The organism is Marinobacter sp. KMM 10035, from assembly GCF_046537445.1.
GTDB classification, from domain to species: domain Bacteria; phylum Pseudomonadota; class Gammaproteobacteria; order Pseudomonadales; family Oleiphilaceae; genus Marinobacter; species Marinobacter sediminicola.
The window spans coordinates 273466-290942 of the sequence record NZ_JBBVMG010000003.1 but is presented as its reverse complement, the minus strand read 5'-3'; the positions used below and the strand labels follow the sequence as shown (position 1 = coordinate 290942).

Below are 17477 nucleotides of genomic sequence, written 5' to 3'. Positions count from 1 at the left end.
GCCGGATTGATTATGAGTGTCATCACTTCAGATCGTCGCATATTGGTAGTAGGGCTCGGTAAAACCGGGCTCTCCTGCGTGCGCTATCTGACTGCACAGGGAAGAGAGGTTGCCGTGGCTGACAGCCGCGAAGCACCGCCGTGCCTGGATGACCTTCGTGCCGGGTGGCCTGATGTTTCTGTGCATCTGGGATCGTTCAGCCCGGAGCTATTTGCGGGGTTCAGCGAACTGGTCGTAAGCCCGGGAATCAGCATTGCTGAGCCGGCCATCGCCTATGCCGCCGAACAAGGTGCACGCATACGGGGCGATATTGATCTGTTTGCTGAAGCTGCCGATGCGCCGGTTGTGGCCATAACCGGCTCCAACGGGAAGACCACTGTTACCACCTTATTGGGCGAGATGGCTCGCTCTGCGGGTCGCAAGGTTCAGGTCGGCGGGAATATCGGCACGCCTGCACTGGATTTGCTGGGACTGGGCGCCGACTTGTACGTGCTGGAGCTTTCCAGCTTTCAGTTGGAAACCACAACTGGTCTGAATGCGCTGGCGGCAACCGTACTGAACGTGAGTGACGATCATCTGGATCGCTACCCGGACAAGATGGCTTATTTTCAGGCCAAGCAACGAATCTTCCAGGGATGCAAGAACGCTATCGTAAACCTTGACGATGCGCTCAGCACTCCCATGGCGCGGGATAACCTGCGGTTTGTATGTTTCGGCTTTAATCGGGTGAACCCGCAAACGTTCAGTACCCGGGAAGACGATCAGGGTCTATGGCTGACCTTCGGCTTCGATAACCTGCTGAATGCCAGCGAGCTGGAATTGATGGGCTGGCATAACCTCAGCAACGTAATGGCTGCGCTGGCACTTGGGCAGGCTGCTGGGCTGCCAATGGACACCATGCTGGATAGTGCGCGGAACTTCAGTGGGTTGCCGCACCGGTGTGAGCTTGTGCGCAGGCTTGCTGGCGTTGATTACATCAATGACTCCAAGGGCACGAATGTTGGAGCGACAGTCGCGGCAATTAAAAGCCTGGTGCCGGAAGGCGAGGGCAGGATCGTGCTGATTGCTGGTGGAGAAGGCAAAGGTGCCGAATTTACAGAGTTGGCGGCACCTATAAGTGACGGTTGCCGGGCCGTTGTTTTGATTGGCCGGGACGCAGATCGTATTGCGGGTGCTCTGATCTCGGGGACACCCGTATACCGGGCCCAAACCTTGAAGGCTGCGGTGGAAAAATCCGCCGAGCTTGCTCAGGAAGGTGATCGGGTACTCTTTTCACCCGCGTGTGCGAGCTTCGATATGTTTGCGGACTATATGGACCGTGGTGAGCAATTCTGCACCCAGGTCCAATCACTGCGGGAGGCAAACTGATGCAGTTAGGGCTATCAGCAGCACCCGAAAGGACACAATGGCTGGGCGAAATACAGCCCCTGCCGGTGCTGGTTATCAGCTCGGTTGCCTTGTTGATTATCGGCGTTGTGATGATTTCCTCTGCTTCTATGGATCTGGCGGTAGAGACCATGGGTAATGGTTATCACTATGTGATTCGCCAACTAATGTTCGCAATTATGGGCTGCATGCTGGCTCTGGTATCGGTCAACGTACCGGTGGCTTGGTGGGAACGCAGTGGTTGGCTGTTGCTGGGTATAGGTCTGCTGGTTCTGGTTCTGGTTCTTACGCCGCTGGGTCGCACAGTGAACGGTTCTACGCGCTGGATCCCATTCGGGTTGTTCAACGTGCAGGTGTCGGAAGTGGCCAAACTGTGTCTGATTGCCTACCTGGCTGGCTACGTTGTAAGACGCCGTGATGAGTTGCTGAATACCTGGCCGGGCTTTCTGAAGCCGCTTGTAGTTCTTGGTGTGGCATCGGCCTTGTTGGTTATTCAGCCCGACTTTGGAGCAACGGTGGTTCTGGTGACCGCGGCTGCCGGCATGATTTTCTTGAGCGGTGTGCGGCTTAGCCGGTTTGTGCCGCTGATCGCCATTCTGGTGGTGCTCGGAGTCATTCTGGTACTGACTCAGCCCTACCGGCTGAAGCGCGTAGTGAGTTACCTCGACCCCTGGAAAGATCAGTTCGACAGCGGCTACCAGCTAACACAGTCATTGATTGCCTTCGGTCGCGGCGACTGGAGTGGCGTTGGCCTCGGAAACTCAATACAGAAGCTGTTCTTCCTGCCGGAGGCTCATACAGATTTTATTTTCGCCATCATCGCGGAAGAGTTCGGGCTGATTGGCTCACTGATCGTGCTGGGGCTGTTCACTGTGCTGGTTGTAACCGGATTCGTGATTGCACGGCGGGCAGAAAAAGCAGATATGCCGTTTGGTGCCTGCTTCGCCTACGGCATCACACTGCTGATCGGCTTGCAGGCTGGAATCAACATGGCAGTCAGCACCGGATTGCTGCCTACCAAAGGGCTTACTTTGCCATTGGTGAGCTATGGGGGCTCCAGCCTGATGATCAGCTGTGTGTGTATCGGCATTCTGGCTCGAGTTGAAATGGAGCGGCTGGATAAAGAAAAGCAGGCTTCGGAAAAGACGGCCCCCCGGAAGCGAGGAGGTGCGCGCTATGAATGAACCTCGCCGCTTTCTGATGATGGCTGGAGGCACTGGTGGCCACGTGTTCCCAGCACTTGCCACCGCACGGGCACTCGAAGCCAAGGGGCATGAAGTGCACTGGCTGGGTGCTGTCGGCGGCATGGAGGAGCGGCTGATCTCAGACACTGGTATACCCATGTCGCTGATCCACATCTCCGGGCTCCGTGGAAAAGGCAAGCTGGCTTTGCTGGCAGCGCCGTTCCGTCTGATGCGTGCTCTGGGTGAAGCGTTCACCATCATGCGCCGCATTCGCCCGGACTGTGTGGTTGGCATGGGTGGGTTTGTGACTGGCCCTGGAGGCTTGGCCGCCTGGCTTACGAAAACGCCGCTGGTGATTCATGAGCAGAATGCCATCGCAGGCATGACAAACCGGATTCTGGTGCGTTTTTCCAAAACGGTACTGGAAGCCTTCCCGGGAAGTTTTGGAGCGGAAGTGATCACCCGGTGCACCGGTAACCCGGTGCGGGAAGACCTGGCGACCTTGCCGGCCCCGGAAGAAAGAATGGCCGGGCGCTCGAACGAATCCGGAGACCAGAACAAACCGCTGCGAATTCTGGTGGTTGGCGGCAGCCTGGGTGCCCAGGTGTTCAATCAGCAGTTGCCAGAAGCCCTGGCAATGCTGCCAGAACAAGAGCGGCCGCAGGTTCGGCACCAGTGTGGGGAGCGACATCTTGAAGATGCCCGCGCCTCTTATGAGCAGCACGGCGTGAGTGCCAATGTTGAACCGTTTATCAAGGATATGGCGGAGGCCTATAGCTGGGCCGACATAGTGTTATGCCGCTCAGGCGCGCTGACGGTTTCTGAGCTGTGTGCCGCAGGAATCGGCGCAGTGCTGGTGCCATTCCCCCATGCGGTGGACGATCATCAAACAAAAAATGGTCAGCAAATGGTAAATGCCAAGGCGGCCATTCTGATACCACAGTCACGGCTGACACCGGCTGTGCTGGCAGAAACCCTTGGCGATCTCGCCAGGGACCGCGCCCGGGTCATGGATATGGCCAAGGCTGCACGTACTTTGGCTCGCCCCGATGCAACGGAGCGAGTCGTAAATTATTGTCTGGAGGCCGCTAATGGCTGATACAAACAATCCGCCGCTTGCTTTTCAAGTACCGGAAATGCGCCGGATTCGCCACATTCACTTTGTGGGTATCGGTGGTGCTGGCATGAGCGGCATTGCAGAAGTGCTGAAAAACCAGGGCTACGACGTGTCTGGTTCAGACATCAAGCAGGGTGTCGTAACAGATCGCCTCAAAGCCATGGGCATTGAGATACAGATTGGCCACCGTGAGGAAAACAGCGCCAAAGCTGACGTGGTTGTGGTGTCGTCTGCTGTGGCGTCAGATAACCCTGAAATGGTGTCAGCTCGCAGTCGGCGGGTGCCCATAGTGCCCCGTGCTGAAATGCTGGCAGAGATCATGCGTTACCGTCACGGCATCGCCGTAGCTGGTACCCATGGCAAGACCACCACCACCAGCCTGATTGCGTCGGTGCTGGGTGAGGCCGGCCTCGATCCCACTTTCGTGATCGGCGGTAAGCTGAACAGTGCTGGTACCAATGCCAAACTGGGTGGGTCGCGCTATCTGGTGGCTGAGGCGGATGAGAGCGATGCCTCCTTCCTGCATCTGACGCCGACCGTGTCAGTGGTCACGAACATCGAAGCCGATCATATGGACACTTACGACGGCGACGTGGAAAAGCTCAAGCAAACATTCGTGGACTTCCTCCACAACCTGCCATTTTACGGCCTGGCTGTAATGTGCGTGGATGATCCCTATGTGAACGAAATCATCCCCCGAATCTCCCGGGCCATCATCACCTATGGCATCAGTAATCCGGATGCGGATTATCGGGCCGAGAACATTGTCTCTGACGGCCTGAGAACTCACTTCGTGGTGAAGCGGCCGGGCGGTCGAAGCGACCTTACTGTGGAGCTGAAAATGCCAGGGCGGCACAACGTTCTGAACGCCTTGGCCGTGATCGCTGTGGCAACGGACGACGGCATAGCAGATGAAGCTATTTGTCGCGGGTTGGCAGCTTTCGCCGGCGTTGGTCGTCGCTTTCAGGTTTACGGGGATTACAAAATACCCAAAGGCACCATCACGCTTGTGGACGACTATGGTCACCACCCTACAGAGGTTGAAGCGGTCATTCGTGCCGCTCAAGGTGCCTGGCCCGAGCGCCGCATAGTGATGCTGTACCAGCCCCACAGATTTAGCCGAACCCGTGATCTGTATGAGGACTTTGTTCGGGTTTTGTCGGAGGTTGATAGCCTGTTGCTCATGGATGTTTACTCCGCCGGAGAAACAGCGGTTCCTGGCGCTGATAGTAGGGCGCTATGCCGCAGCATAAGACAGCGGGGCAAAGTTGAGCCTTTGTTTGTGGAAGATAATCGAGAGATTGAAGGCTTGTTGTCCACTGTTTTACAGGACGGCGATCTTTTGATTACTCAGGGTGCCGGGGACATAGGTGGGATAGCGATCCGGTTAGCGGCGCAAGGAGTTATTTCAGGTGAGTGATGTGAAGCATCCCGGAATACCGGCGTATCAGGCCGAGCCAGAGATGGTTAAGGCGCTTGGGCGTGTGGCTGTGTTTATGGGTGGGGATTCTGCTGAGCGCGATGTCTCTCTCAAAAGCGGCAAAGCGGTACTAGCCGCTTTGGTATCTGCAGGCGTAGACGCCTTTGCCATGGATGTTCAGGGATGCCTATTGAAAAGTGTAGAGAATCCGGACTTTGACCGGGTATTCATTGCTCTGCACGGCCGTGGTGGAGAAGACGGAACCTTGCAAGCGATTCTGTCTCAGGCGGGAATTCCTTATACCGGAAGTGAAGTGATGGCTTCTGCCCTGGCAATGGATAAATTGCGAACCAAGTACGTCTTTGCTGGTTGCGGTTTGCCAACGCCTAAATTCAGAACCATGACGGCTGCAGGCGATGCTGAAAAACTTGTTCAGGAATTACGCACGCCTTTGAGTGTTAAGCCGTCGCGGGAAGGTTCCAGCATTGGCATCCGCAAAGTGAACAGCGCAGCAGAGTTGGTGGAAGCCTATGAGGCTGCTGCAGCACTGGACACCCAAGTGTTAGTAGAAGAGTGGGTTGAAGGCCCCGAGTTTACCGTCAGTCTGTTGCAGGACAGAGCGCTACCAGCCATCGGATTGAGTACCGATCACGTGTTCTACGACTATGACGCGAAATATCTGGCGGACGATACCCGTTACCGGATTCCCTGCGGCTTGTCGCCTCAGGATGAAGCGAAGTTACAGAACCTCGCGCTGGAAGCTTTTCGGGTCGTGGGCTGTCGGACCTGGGGACGTGTAGACATTATGCAGGATGCAGAGGGTGAGTTCTGGCTTCTGGAAGTCAACACCGTCCCGGGTATGACCGATCACAGCCTGGTACCAATGGCTGCAAAAGCTGCGGGCATCAGCTTTGAAGAGCTGGTTGTGCGGATCTTGAGCGACACGCTGGAGGGAGCCAATGCTTGAAACACTACTAATCCGGAGCCGGGCGATACCGTCCGACCCTCCCCGGCGCCGGGGAGCAACAACCCTCGGTCCCGAGAAGGACCGGTTTGGAGTGTTGAAGGCAATTCTGGCTGCGGTGCCCTGGCTCCAGGCGGGCATGGGCATTGCGATTCTGCTTGTGGCGGGCCTTGTGCCTTGGGCAACAGGCAAGGTGCTGGGGGCCATGGACCAGCAAATTCTGGCCATTGATGTGAATGGTGATTTTGTCGGCGACAGCCGTGTTGCCATTGAGCGTCAGGCCGGCAACTGGATTGGCAAGAGCTACTTTTCAACGGACCTTTCGGACATCAAGTCAGATCTTGAGAGGCGTCCCTGGGTTGAAACAGTAGCCGTGCGTCGGGTATGGCCGGATCGACTGGAAATTAATATCCGGGAAAAGAGGCCGCTGGCTTACTGGACTGACGGCCGTCTGGTCAGCCGAACGGGTGAGCTGTTTATGCCGCCCAACCCGGAAGTTGCAGGAAGATTGCCGCAGCTTGCCGGCCCGGATGAGCGTGTGCGTGATGTGATCAACATGGCGCGCACCATGAGCGACAAACTGGTTGGGCACGGCTTGGGATTCGCAGGGCTTTCACTTGAGCGGCGAGGCGCCTGGACACTTAGCCTCTCAAACGGAATCGAAGTGGTGCTCGGACGGGATCAGGTCGCGAAGCGCTTTGAGCGTTTTATCACAGTGTATGAAAACCGGCTGATATCACGGTCGGACGAAGTTAGCCGGGTGGATGCCCGCTACACGAACGGTGTGGCGGTTCAATGGAAGTTGGCGCAGGCCACTTCCGGCCCGAAAACATAGAAACAGTAAATTCAGACCTACGGTTTGGTGGAACACATGTCATCGGTTGAAACGGAAAACATGATTGTCGGCCTCGATATCGGAACCTCTAAAGTGGTTGCGATCGTCGGCAAACGCAAGATGGACGGAACCATTGAGGTGGTGGGTATTGGTTCCCACCCTTCCCGGGGTCTGAAGCGGGGGGTGGTGGTCAATATCGAAACCACGGTTCAGGCAATTCAGCGAGCGGTTGAGGAAGCCGAACTGATGGCCGGTTGCCGCATTCACTCTGTGTATGCAGGGATTGCAGGCAGTCATATCAAGAGCCTCAATTCCCACGGCATTGTCGCCATTCGCGATCGTGAGGTGACTCAGGCCGATATTGACCGGGTTATCGACGCTGCACAGGCCGTTGCGATTCCTGCCGATCAAAAAATCCTGCACATCTTGCCGCAGGAATTTGTGATCGATAATCAGGAAGGCATCAAAGAGCCCATGGGTATGTCCGGTGTGCGTTTGGAGGCGAAGGTGCACTTGGTTACCTGTGCCGTCAACGCAGCCCAGAACATTGAAAAGTGCATTCGCCGCTGCGGTCTTGAAGCCGACGACATCATTCTGGAGCAGTTGGCTTCGAGCCACGCCATTCTCACAGATGACGAAAAAGAACTGGGTGTCTGTGTTGTGGATATGGGTGGTGGCACCACGGATATCGCCGTGTTCACCGGCGGGGCCATCCGCCACACCGCGGTCATCCCCATTGCGGGTGATCAGGTTACCAACGACATCGCCATGGCTCTGCGTACGCCCACGCAGAACGCAGAAGAAATCAAGATCAAATACGCCTGTGCTTTGACACAACTGGCTGGCGCTGACGAAACCATCAAAGTGCCCAGCGTTGGCGACCGGGCACCGAGGGACCTCTCACGACAGGCCTTGGCAGAGGTGGTGGAGCCCCGTTACGAGGAGTTGTTTACCCTCGTGCAATCAGAGCTGCGCAGGTCAGGATTTGAAGACATGATTCCGGCGGGAATTGTGATTACAGGCGGATCTTCAACCATGGAAGGTGTGGTCGAGCTTGCAGAAGAAATCTTCCATATGCCGGTACGTTTGGCGTGTCCGCACGCAGTGTCCGGCATGACAGAAGTTGTTAATAACCCCATCTACGCCACCGGCGTCGGGTTATTGATTCATGGTTTCCGGCAGATGGATCTTGGCCGGGCACCGGTGCTCAAGGGTGAAGACGCACCCTCGCTGTTTGTGCGCATGAAAGCCTGGTTTACCGGTCATTTCTGACGGTTCCGGGCAAGCAGTAAACGAAGGTATCTCGAAAAAAACGATCTCGAATTAACAGCCTGGAACAAGGCTGAAAACAGCACGAAGGGGAAGGGTATGTTTGAACTAGTCGATAATGTCCAACAAAACGCTGTCATTAAAGTAATCGGTGTGGGCGGTGGTGGCGGTAACGCCGTACGGCACATGCTGAACAGTGACATTGAGGGTGTAGATTTTATCTGCGCCAACACAGATGCTCAGGCGTTGGCTGGAATGGATGCGCGCCAGATCATTCAGCTGGGCGGTAACATCACAAAGGGACTCGGAGCAGGGGCAAACCCGGAAATCGGGCGCCAGTCTGCCCTGGAAGATCGCGATCGTATCGCCGAGTCTATTAAAGGCGCGGATATGGTGTTCATCACCGCTGGCATGGGTGGTGGTACTGGCACGGGTGCCGCCCCTGTTGTTGCTGAAGTTGCACGGGAAATGGGCATTCTGACCGTTGCCGTGGTAACCAAGCCGTTCAACTTTGAAGGCGGCAAACGTATGAGCCTGGCCGAAGAAGGGCTCAGAGAACTGGAAGAATGCGTTGACTCGCTAATCACTATTCCTAACGAAAAGCTGCTGGCGGTGCTGGGTAAGAAGACCAGCCTGTTGGATGCTTTCGCAGCTGCAAATGACGTTCTGCTTGGGGCGGTTCAGGGTATTGCTGATCTGATTACCCGCAACGGCATGATCAACGTCGACTTTGCTGATGTAAAAACAGTTATGTCCGAAATGGGTATGGCAATGATGGGTACGGCGACCGCCACCGGCGAGAACCGCGCGCGGGAAGCCGCCGAAGCCGCCATCCGCAGCCCATTGCTGGAAGACGTCAACCTGCAGGGTGCCAAGGGCATTCTGGTCAACATTACTGCGGGTATGGACCTGAACCTGGGCGAATTCTCCGAGGTTGGCGACATTGTGCGTGAGTTTGCATCGGATACCGCTACCGTTGTTGTTGGTACCGTTATTGATCCAGAGATGACCGACGAGCTTAAGGTAACGGTTGTTGCGACAGGCCTGGGCGGAGACCGTGAAAAGCCTACCAAGGTGGTGGATAACACCCGCTCCCTGGACGGTAAAACAGATTACAAACAGCTGGACCGCCCCGCAATCCTGCGTCGCCGTGCGGTATCTCACGGTAATGTTGCGATTGATCAGAGCAAGGAAAGTGAAGAGCAGGGTGTCGACTATCTCGATATTCCCGCATTCCTTCGCAGGCAAGCTGACTGATAATCTGTTGCAAATGACATCCGGTTGGGAGTGATTGTTGCAATTTTTAATCATGAACCCGGATAACGAACGCTGGCTGCTGCAGCTACGTTGCTTAAAGTTTAGGCAGTGTTGGGCCGCGCAAATAGCAATCAGTCGTATTTTTTGGTATTCTGGACGCACGATTTTGTTTAGAATATCGCCAATTTTTACGGAATAACGAACCGATGATCAGACAACGGACACTTAAAAACACGATCCGTGCTACCGGTGTCGGGCTGCACTCAGGTGAAAAGGTTTACCTGACTCTCAAGCCTGCACCGATAGATTCGGGAATCATTTTCCGCCGCACCGATCTGGACCCAGTGGTCGAGATTCTGGCCTGCGCTGAAAATGTGGGTGAGACCATGCTGTCCACGACGCTGGTAAAAGACGGTGTCCGTGTGGCGACAATTGAGCACTTGTTGTCAGCCATGGCTGGTCTCGGTATCGATAACTGCTATGTAGAACTGAGCGCTGCAGAAGTGCCGATTATGGACGGTTCTGCCGGTCCATTCGTGTTTCTGCTGCAGTCTGCCGGCATTGCCGAGCAGGAAGCGGCCAAGCGATTCATTCGTATCAAGCGGGAAGTCACGATTGAAGAAGGCGACAAGAAGGCTACCTTCCTGCCGTTTGAAGGCTTCAAAGTGAGCTTCGGCATCGACTTTGACCACCCTGTGTTCAAAGGCCGTGCCCAGACTGCGACCGTGGATTTTTCAAGCACGTCTTTCGTGAAGGAAGTCAGCCGCGCACGAACTTTCGGGTTCATGCGCGATATTGAAAAGCTGCGAGCGATGAATCTGGCGCTGGGTGGCAGTGTAGATAACGCCATTGTGGTAGACGACTACAAAATCCTGAACGAAGACGGTCTTCGTTATGATGATGAATTCGTCAAGCACAAAGTACTGGACGCAATCGGAGATCTTTACCTGTTAGGCAATAGCCTGATTGGTGAATTCCGTGGCATCAAGTCTGGTCACGATCTGAATAATAAGCTGCTGCGCAAGCTCAGGGCGGAAGAAGATGCATGGGAAGTAGTGACCTTCGATAACGAAGAAACTGCCCCCATCTCCTATATGAAACCTGTGCTGGCGGTACCGGCATAAGGCTGGATGCCTTAATCCCGGACGTGGCTTGCGAGTTTTTCGAGAACCTCGCGTAGTTTTTGATCCTTCGTGTGCCCGGCTTCCTCTGTGAGGAGCTGGGCATTTTCTTTACTGAGGACTAACTTTTTCGCCGGTGGTTTTTCTTTAAATCTTGGTGGTACTACTTTTACTTTGAGCTTCCATACAAATCGGAACAGCTCGTGCTCCCGCAACTTCTCCATGATTTCATGCTGACGGAAACGTATCTGGCTGGCCCTTCCGGCGTTATCGGCTGAAAGTGTTAGCTCGCCCTCGATACAGCACACAAAGCGAGTGCCTTGTGCCAACGCAGGCGGTAGTAGCGCGATTACTTCCTCTTCAGCCTGGCGGTGGGTATTGGCTTTTGCAACCAGTTCGCGCAGAACCGGCGTCCGGCCCAGGTTGTCGAAGGTCATTTTTTGCTCACTTTTTCGTTTCATAAGGCGTTTTCTTCTCGACGACCACGATAACGATTGGTTACACTTCGGCACGTTTTGTGCGTAGCGCCGGTGTTACTGTTGTTTTACCTTGTTGTAAATCAGTATGTCTACCGGGCGCTGCGATATATCAGTACGTAGTAGTTGCTAAGGATGGCAAACCCACTCGGATTATTCCGGGCTGCAACACTACAGGAAACGGTTGCGGTTCATTGATGAAATCAGAAAACACTATGAATATCATTCTTGTTGGCAAGAGTCACGGCAAGTCCCGTGTGCTGGCGCTGAATAGCACGGTTGTTATTGCCATGGCGCTTTTGGGCGCGGCATTGGTAGCAGCTGCAGGCTGGGTGGGATATAGCGTGGCGGTAGGCCAGGCTGAAGCCCGCGAACCGACGGACTCTGAGTTTGTTTCCCATTGGCAGGGCACGCTGGGAGAACAAAAAGCCGAGCTCGCCGGTTTGCAGCAGAATGTCCAGGATCAAGTAGATGCTCTGACACTGCGCCTTGGTGAGATTCAGGGTCGTCTGTTGCGCCTTGATGCCTTGGGTCAGCGCTTCGTGGAGTCCGGTCTGATTGCGAGTGATGAATTCGACTTTAATCAACCGGCAGCGGTTGGTGGCCCGGAAGATTCACTTCCCGCAGATTCATTCTCAGCGCCCGATTTGACGAGGATGATTGATGAACTGGAGCGCAAAATGCTTGATCGCGAGCAGCAGTTGCGCTTGCTGGATCAGGTATCCTCCCGTCAAAAGCTCGAGGATGAGTTGTATCTGGAAGGCCGTCCCATCACATGGGGTTGGTTGTCGTCACGCTATGGCTACCGCTCTGATCCGTTCACGGGTAAGCGTACCTGGCACGCCGGAGTCGACCTTGCAGGGAAAGATGGCAGTGATATTATTTCTGTTGCTGGCGGTGTAGTTACCTATGCCTCCGAGCGTCATGGCTACGGAAATCTGGTTGAAGTTGATCATGGTGAGGGTTTGGTTACCCGTTACGCCCATAGCAAGACAATCAAGGTGAAGGTGGGTGATGTAGTCCAGAAAGGACAGGTGCTCGCACTTATGGGAAGCACAGGGCGCTCTACGGGCCCACACGTTCATTTCGAGGTTATTCGCAACGGGAAATCCGAGAATCCTGAAACCTACATCAAGAGAGCCAGTCGCTAATAGCTCAGGCATCGCCTGACGTTCGCTAAGCCACCCTCGCCAGCCTCATCAGGTTCTTTAACTCCCGGTATTTGGCACAGGATAGCTGCATAACTTCGGCTATGTGAGCCCTGCCTTTTGTACTCCCGCAAAATAAGGTTAGAATGCCGGCTTCCTCCGTTTAATCAAAGAAGCAGTGGTCTATGTTCTCAAAGTTTGCAACCAAGATGTTCGGCAGTAAAAATGCCAGAGAAATCAAGAGAATGCGCAAGCTGGCCTTGGGTGTTAATGAGCTTGAAGAGCAGTTTGGCAATCTTACGGACTCCGAGTTGCAGGGCAAGACTGCCGAGTTCCGTCGTCGGCTGGACGATGGAGAGAGCCTTGATGCATTGCTGCCTGAGGCTTTTGCCACCGTCCGCGAAGCCGGGCGCCGGGTTATGGGCATGCGCCACTACGATGTGCAGCTGATCGGTGGTATTACCCTGCATGAGGGTAGGATTGCCGAGATGAAGACCGGCGAGGGTAAAACCCTGGTCGCCACTGTTGCTGTTTATCTGAACGCCTTGCCAGGTAAAGGCGTGCACGTAGTAACCGTAAACGACTATCTGGCTAGCCGTGATGCTGAATGGATGGGCAAGCTTTATCGCTTTCTCGGTTTGCAGGTGGGTGTGGTTGTTGCAGGCCAGCCTCCCGAAGAGAAGCGCGCCGCCTATCAGGCAGATATTACCTACGGTACCAACAACGAATTCGGCTTTGATTACCTCCGTGACAACATGGCCTTCAGCACCGACGATAAGGTGCAACGTGGCCTCTACTACGCGATTGTCGACGAAGTTGACTCCATCCTTATCGACGAAGCCCGTACGCCGCTGATCATCTCTGGCGCTGCGGAGGATAGCTCCAAAGCATACTTGGCTATCAACGAGCTGATCCCCAGCCTTGAGAAAGGAGAGGTCAGTGAGGAGGGCGAGTCGTCCGGCGACTTCACCATCGACGAAAAATCCCGTCAGGTTGAATTGACTGAAGTGGGGCATGAGCGTGTTGAAGAGCTTCTGCTGGGTCGTCAGCTACTGGAAGAGGGTGAGAGCCTCTACTCTGCAGCCAACCTGAGCTTGCTGCACCACGTGCATTCAGCCCTTCGCGCTCATCACCTGTTCCAGAAAGATGTGGATTATATTGTTCAGGGTGGCCAAGTTGTCATTGTTGACGAGCATACAGGGCGCACAATGCCGGGCCGTCGCTGGAGCGAAGGACTGCATCAAGCGATAGAAGCCAAAGAAGGCCTCAAAATTCAGGCTGAGAGCCAGACACTGGCTTCAACAACATTCCAGAACTATTTCCGGCTGTATGAAAAGCTTGGCGGCATGACGGGTACCGCGGATACCGAAGCGTTCGAATTTCGCCAGATTTACGGCCTTGACGTGGTGGTTATACCGCCCAACAAGCCGATCCAGAGAATTGATTACAACGACCTTGTCTATCTTACCCAGGATGAAAAGTTCCACGCCATCATTGATGAAATCAAGGATGTTACAGCCGAGGGACGGCCAATTCTGGTGGGTACCGCTTCCATTGAAGCCTCTGAATTGCTCTCCATGCTGCTGAAAAAGGCGCGTATTGAGCACAAAATACTTAACGCCAAACAGCACGAATCGGAAGCACAGATTATTGCTCAGGCGGGGCGGCCAGGTGCTGTGACAATCGCCACAAACATGGCGGGTCGTGGTACGGATATTGTGCTGGGTGGTAACTGGGAGCACGAGGTTGCTGCCCTGGATAATCCCACCGAAGAAGAGGTTGCTCGCCTCAAGGCTGAGTGGACAGAGCGCCACAATCAGGTTCTGGAAGCGGGTGGTCTGCACATTGTGGGCACCGAGCGCCACGAATCCCGCCGTATAGACAACCAGTTACGCGGCCGTGCCGGGCGTCAGGGTGACCCGGGTTCGTCCCGCTTCTTCCTGTCTCTGGAAGATAATCTGATGCGTATCTTTGCGCCGGATCGCGTCAAGAGTCTGATGCAGGCTATGGGAATGAAGAAAGGCGAAGCCATTGAGCATCGGATGGTTACCAACGCCATTGAGAAATCCCAACGCAAGGTTGAAGGCCGTAACTTCGACATGCGTAAAACGCTGCTTGAGTACGACGACGTAGCGAACGATCAGCGTACGGTTATATACGACCAGCGCAATGAAGTGATGTCTTCAGAGGATGTCTCCGAGATGGTTGATACCATCCGTGAGGATGTTGTTGATACGCTGGTCAGCGAGCATATTCCACCCCAGAGCATGCCTGAACAGTGGGATGTAGCAGGTCTGGAAGCCCAGTTGCAGTCCGAAATGGCTGTTGATCTGCCAGTTCAGTCCTGGTTGGATGAGGATAAGAAGCTTTACGAAGACAATCTTCGTCAAAAAATTCTGGACGAAATCGTTGCAGCATACAGGGCGAAGGAAGAGATTGCCGGCGCTGAGTCCATGCGCAGATTTGAAAAACAGGTGTTCCTGCAGGTTCTGGATACCTTGTGGAAAGAACACCTTTCCAACATGGATCACCTGCGTCGCGGTATCCATTTGCGTGGCTACGCTCAAAAGAACCCCAAGCAGGAATACAAGCGCGAAGCGTTTAACCTGTTTGAAACCATGCTGGAAACCATGAAGCGTGATGTAACCCGCGTGCTTTGCCATGTTAGGGTTCAGAGCCGGGAAGAAATGGAAGAGGTTGAGCGTCGCCGCAAGGAAGAACTCGAGCAAGAGCTTGCCCGGGCACGCCTGCGTCACGATGAAACCAGTGCGACAGCGCAAGGCGAAGGCGAACGAAGGGATGAAGAGCAGGGTGCGCCAGAAACCTTTGTGCGCCAGGAGCGTAAAGTGGGTCGTAACGAACCTTGCCCATGCGGATCCGGCAAAAAATTCAAACAGTGCTGTGGCAAGGTGAGCTGACCACCCTGCACTGACACAAAAAATTACGGAGCCCGCAATCGACCAGTTAACTGGCAGACTGCGGGTTTTTCGTTTTCAGATCTATTCATACAAGTAGCATTCTCAACAGGAGCGGCAGGATGGCGGTTGGACCAGGAACCTTACCCGAGTTTTCCCCGGTAGCAGGTGTCAAGGTGGGTATTGCCAGCGCAGGGATCAAGAAGCCTGGACGCAAGGACATAGTGGTGTTTGAACTGGCACCGGGAAGCCGTGTTGCCGGCTTGTTTACCCGCAACCAGTTCTGCGCTGCCCCGGTAACCTTGAGTCGCAAGCATCTGGCTGAAAAAGCCCCGCGTTACCTTTTGATCAACACAGGTAATGCCAATGCGGGTACAGGTGCCCGTGGCATGGATGATGCGCTTGCGTGTTGTCAGGCCTTGGCGGAGCATGCCGGCGTCACTGCTGCAGAGGTGCTGCCGTACTCAACAGGGGTGATTGGTGAGCCTTTGCCGGTTCAGAAGATTGTGGGCGCTTTGCCAGAAGCCTTGGGCAGCACGGCGGACAATCGCTGGGCGGAAGCGGCGAGCGGTATAATGACCACAGACACACGGCCCAAGGGCGCATCGGTTCAGGTTGATCTGGGCGGCCACACAGTGTCTATTTCCGGTATCAGCAAGGGCGCAGGTATGATTCGCCCCAATATGGCCACCATGCTGGGCTTTATCGCCACCGATGCGCGTATTGCGCAAGATGCGCTGCAGGCTTTGGCATCAGAACTGGGGGAGCAATCCTTCAACCGAATCACCATTGATGGTGACACCTCCACCAACGATGCCTGTACGCTCATCGCCAGCGGTCAGTACTCCGGTCCGGAAATTACTCTCGACAGCCCGCATTTGCCGGCGCTTAAGGCGGCGTTGAAAGATATCTATATGGATCTCGCCCACGCCATCGTGCGTGACGGTGAAGGTGCCACCAAGTTCATTACCATTCAGGTTAATGGTGCAGCGGCCCAGCAGGAGGCTCTGGATGTGGCTTATACCGTCGCTCACTCACCTCTGGTGAAGACCGCGTTGTTTGCATCAGATCCCAACTGGGGGCGCATTCTGGCCGCCGTAGGCCGGGCTGGGGTGGTGGATCTGGACGTTAACGCCCTGGAAATTCATCTCGGAGACGTATGTCTTGTGAGCGACGGTGGACGCGCTGAGGATTATTCCGAGGAGCGAGGGCAGGCGGTTATGGACCAGGAAGAGATAACTATCGCTATCGATCTTAAGCGGGGCGATATCAGCGAAACCGTCTGGACCTGCGATTTCTCCCATGACTATGTCACCATCAACGCAGACTATCGCAGCTAAGTATGGCCCAGGCAGAAAGTGAGACTCGGGAAGTTCATGTCGCGGTGGGCGTCATTGTCCGCCAGGGGCGTGTGCTTATTGCCAGCCGCCCCGACCATGTCCATCAAGGTGGTTTGCTGGAATTTCCCGGTGGAAAAGTTGAGCCGGATGAAACGGTACAGGCTGCCTTGGTTCGGGAGATTGCCGAAGAAACCGGTTTAAACATACCGGAGAGCTCCTTGCGACCAGTGATTGGTATCCGCCACGACTACGGCGACAAGCGGGTGTTTCTGGATGTTTGGAGAACGGATCAGGCCCAGGGCGAAGCTCATGGCCGGGAAGGGCAGCCCATAGAGTGGGTTCGCCCTGAAAGCCTGCGGGATGAGGATTTTCCGGCAGCTAACCGACCAATTATCCGGGCCCTGCAGCTCCCTTGCTTGCTGGCGATAACCGGCGGGTTCAGTTCTGATGACACCGCCGGCCAGCTCCTAAGCAAGGCACTTGTGAATTTGTCAGAGCAAGACCATTCAGCGTTGGTTGTGTTGCGGGTACCGGCTTTGGATACAGAAAGCTATGCCTCTCTTGCCGAAGCTGCCTTAGGCATGTGTGAGGGGGCCGGTGTCGGCCTTGTGGTGCATGGCTCGCCTGCTGCGTTTGATGATGCCCCTGATGCGGCCGGGCTGCATCTGCCGTGGCGAGAGGCCCAAAAACTTGAGGCAAGGCCTGTGCCCGATGGGGTATGGCTTGGGGTTTCCTGCCACAACGCCCGTGAGATAGATCATGCGCTGGCGATTGGGGCAGACTATGTGACGCTTGGCCCGGTAAAGCCCACAGAGACGCACCCGGGCGCTCCCGTACTGGGCTGGGCGGGATTCCGTGATCTGGTCGCAAACGCACCCATTCCGGTTTTCGGGCTGGGAGGGCTGCAGCCAGAAGATCTTGATGAAGCTCAGCAGGCAGGCGCTCAAGGTATCGCCGGGATCCGGTACTGGTGGCCTCAGGGTTGACTTGGATTCGCCGCGTTGTCCTGCATCTCTGGTATGCTCCTGCAGCTCGATACTTATTT

13 protein-coding genes and 1 pseudogene are annotated in these 17477 nt (G+C 55.1%); 13 read left to right on the top strand and 1 reads right to left on the bottom strand.

The genetic code is table 11. The annotated features are described in order from the left end of the window. Positions 1-12 precede the first annotated feature (12 nt). The 9 genes and pseudogenes from murD to lpxC all read left to right on the top strand — a co-directional run bounded on the left by murD (position 13) and on the right by lpxC (position 10556). A complete protein-coding gene (gene murD, locus AADB16_RS16845; protein ID WP_410804952.1) occupies positions 13-1368 on the top strand; it encodes a UDP-N-acetylmuramoyl-L-alanine--D-glutamate ligase in 1356 nt (451 codons plus the stop codon). After that, on the top strand, positions 1368-2570 hold the full coding sequence (ftsW, locus tag AADB16_RS16840; RefSeq protein WP_410804950.1) for a putative lipid II flippase FtsW: 1203 nt from the start codon (positions 1368-1370) through the stop codon (positions 2568-2570). Before murD ends, ftsW begins: the two co-directional genes overlap by 1 nt. Further along, positions 2563-3669, top strand: a complete 1107-nt coding sequence (murG, locus tag AADB16_RS16835; protein WP_410804948.1) for an undecaprenyldiphospho-muramoylpentapeptide beta-N-acetylglucosaminyltransferase — start codon at positions 2563-2565, stop codon at positions 3667-3669. The genes ftsW and murG overlap by 8 nt, the downstream gene beginning before the upstream one ends. Next, positions 3662-5107, top strand: coding sequence for a UDP-N-acetylmuramate--L-alanine ligase (gene murC / locus AADB16_RS16830; RefSeq protein ID WP_309044917.1), 1446 nt, complete (start codon positions 3662-3664; stop codon positions 5105-5107). The genes murG and murC overlap by 8 nt, the downstream gene beginning before the upstream one ends. Before the next feature lie 43 nt (positions 5108-5150). Next, on the top strand, positions 5151-6074 hold the full coding sequence (locus AADB16_RS16825) for a D-alanine--D-alanine ligase (RefSeq protein ID WP_410804993.1): 924 nt from the start codon (positions 5151-5153) through the stop codon (positions 6072-6074). Beyond that, a complete protein-coding gene (locus AADB16_RS16820; RefSeq protein WP_410804946.1) occupies positions 6067-6906 on the top strand; it encodes a cell division protein FtsQ/DivIB in 840 nt (279 codons plus the stop codon). Before AADB16_RS16825 ends, AADB16_RS16820 begins: the two co-directional genes overlap by 8 nt. A gap of 36 nt (positions 6907-6942) precedes the next feature. Then, entirely contained in the window at positions 6943-8178 is a 1236-nt protein-coding gene (gene ftsA, locus AADB16_RS16815; protein ID WP_410804944.1) for a cell division protein FtsA, read from the top strand. 96 nt (positions 8179-8274) lie between these two features. Beyond that, a pseudogene (ftsZ, locus tag AADB16_RS16810) lies at positions 8275-9316 on the top strand (cell division protein FtsZ); the annotation flags it as partial. A gap of 322 nt (positions 9317-9638) precedes the next feature. Next, on the top strand, positions 9639-10556 hold the full coding sequence (lpxC, locus tag AADB16_RS16805; RefSeq protein ID WP_298449661.1) for a UDP-3-O-acyl-N-acetylglucosamine deacetylase: 918 nt from the start codon (positions 9639-9641) through the stop codon (positions 10554-10556). An 11-nt stretch (positions 10557-10567) separates the two neighbouring features. On the opposite strand, the gene AADB16_RS16800 is transcribed toward lpxC, so the two are convergent. Beyond that, a complete protein-coding gene (locus AADB16_RS16800) occupies positions 10568-11014 on the bottom strand; it encodes a DciA family protein (protein ID WP_410804942.1) in 447 nt (148 codons plus the stop codon). A 212-nt stretch (positions 11015-11226) separates the two neighbouring features. On the opposite strand from AADB16_RS16800, the gene AADB16_RS16795 reads away from it, so the two are divergent. The 4 genes from AADB16_RS16795 (at position 11227) to AADB16_RS16780 (ending at position 17418) form a co-directional block, all read left to right on the top strand. Beyond that, entirely contained in the window at positions 11227-12180 is a 954-nt protein-coding gene (locus AADB16_RS16795; RefSeq protein ID WP_309044914.1) for a M23 family metallopeptidase, read from the top strand. Between the two features lie 182 nt (positions 12181-12362). Next, a complete protein-coding gene (secA, locus tag AADB16_RS16790) occupies positions 12363-15095 on the top strand; it encodes a preprotein translocase subunit SecA (RefSeq protein ID WP_410804940.1) in 2733 nt (910 codons plus the stop codon). A 119-nt stretch (positions 15096-15214) separates the two neighbouring features. Next, on the top strand, positions 15215-16432 hold the full coding sequence (argJ, locus tag AADB16_RS16785; RefSeq protein ID WP_410804938.1) for a bifunctional glutamate N-acetyltransferase/amino-acid acetyltransferase ArgJ: 1218 nt from the start codon (positions 15215-15217) through the stop codon (positions 16430-16432). A gap of 2 nt (positions 16433-16434) precedes the next feature. Next, the gene (locus AADB16_RS16780; RefSeq protein WP_410804936.1) at positions 16435-17418 is read left to right on the top strand and encodes a Nudix family hydrolase; all 984 of its coding nucleotides are present in this window, start codon (positions 16435-16437) and stop codon (positions 17416-17418) included. Positions 17419-17477 lie beyond the last annotated feature (59 nt).